Source organism: Orlajensenia flava (assembly GCF_004801905.1).
Lineage (GTDB): Bacteria > Actinomycetota > Actinomycetes > Actinomycetales > Microbacteriaceae > Orlajensenia > Orlajensenia flava.
This window is the reverse complement of the sequence record NZ_SSSN01000026.1, coordinates 1-1,650: the sequence shown is the minus strand read 5'-3', so window position 1 is coordinate 1,650 and position 1,650 is coordinate 1. Positions and strand designations below refer to the sequence as shown.

Below are 1,650 nucleotides of genomic sequence, written 5' to 3'. Positions count from 1 at the left end.
CTTTTAAGCCAGTGATTTTGATATTATTAAATTCCACCGAACCTTCCTGAACATTGTGAATGGCAGCTTTGCGGACTTCTTCTTCATCCTCGCAAAGCAGCAGAAAATTAGATGAGTCCAAGCAAAGTTTACAGCCCAGGTAAGCCAAAAGAATCCAGCTAAAAAGAGCGAAAAAAGAAGAGTTTTTAGTCATATTTTTAGTCTATAATTGATAAATAATTTGCTGACCTAGCTAATTTCTTTTTATTTTTGCAGGGCTGTTTGAAGTTAGCCACATTAAAAATAAAATTACGCGTCCCTCCTCCGTAGGAGGAGGGAGGCATCTCGCGCGCTGCGCGCGCGGACGCTAGGATATTAACATTCAAGATAATTTTTAAAAAAGCAGTCTACTCCCCTTAGAGGTGAAAGTTGACTGCCTGAGGCCACTGAAAAACCACGAGCTAAACCGGAGAAAAAGGGGTAATTGTTATACAAAAGCCTTGAATTGCTTAGCCTAGCTCTAAAAAGGAATTGCACCTTTTACCTATTGCTCATTGGGAACCACCCCTTTGAAACTACCGTTTAGTTATGGACGAATAACTTAGTAGAAATAGACATTGCTAAATCAGAGCTTTCCTAAGTAATAGATTGTCTTTATTTCCAAACCATTGGTGAATAGTTTTTAGAGCTTAATAAAGACAATTACTTATAGAAATTCAATTTATAATTAATTTCTATAAGGGAAGTATTATAAACTCTGCTCGGCTATCTTGGGAAAACCTATTTCCCCCGGATAGGAAAGAATTCCGTTGAACCCTTAGCTCACCCTGTAATCCCACCATAATTTTAGTATGGGGGTTGACCCCGCCTAGCTTAGAAACTCCGAACTAGTAGGATAAAGGGGGTAGCTCGGGAGAAATTCACGGCTTGCTTTCAACCGAAGAACACGGTTATTGGGCGCAAGGAGATATGCTCATAGAATTATGCTGAGCTAAATTGCTTTAAATGGTGCTGGCGGCCTAACCTTCGCGTAGGGAGGAACTTGCCCGACAATTTATTGTCTAGCCTTAATGGGCTGGGTTAAATCTTTTGATTTATTAAGTTTCTCTTGGATTATTTATAAAGTTCTTCTTATATTTCTTAAGAAATTTTCTTTTTAAATAATCCTTAACATTTATAATACTTTGACTGCTGACCAGTAATGGTTAGCTATACCACACTTGGGGGTTGCTACGGCTCACGGACGAACCAACTTTCCTTGGCTCCATCTTTCTATTTTCCTTTCCTGGCTTAGTTCGGAATTCTTCTTGCTCTCTTGGAGAATAGCTCCCCTGGGAACTAGTTCAAGGCCGTTCCTAACAGAACATCTGGCCTTGGCTGGGCTATTTTTCGAGATTTAATTATTCCCAACCTAAAGGAAGTGGCCCAGGCTCTCTTTTAGTGGGAATCAATAGTAGTAAAAAGCAATTTTGGTCTTGAAGACCCTAAACTTAACTAAGAAAAGAACTTAGAACTGATTACTGCTTTGCTTGCCGGCCAAGGATTATCTAATTAAATTGTAAAGGACTTCACCCACCCTTGAATGGTTGAAACGCTTAGCTAGAGGAGACTCTAGACTTCTTTTTCTTTTCTTATTTGTTTAATTCTTCTCGGGAGGCCTAAGGAGCCTAT

1 protein-coding gene is annotated in these 1,650 nt (G+C 39.5%); it reads right to left on the bottom strand.

Annotated features, from left to right (window positions below; translation table 11 throughout):
* On the bottom strand, positions 1-193 hold a 193-nt coding region (locus E6C70_RS16545), incomplete at its 3' end, for a hypothetical protein (RefSeq protein ID WP_136425584.1).
* Between the last annotated feature and the right edge of the window lie 1,457 nt (positions 194-1,650).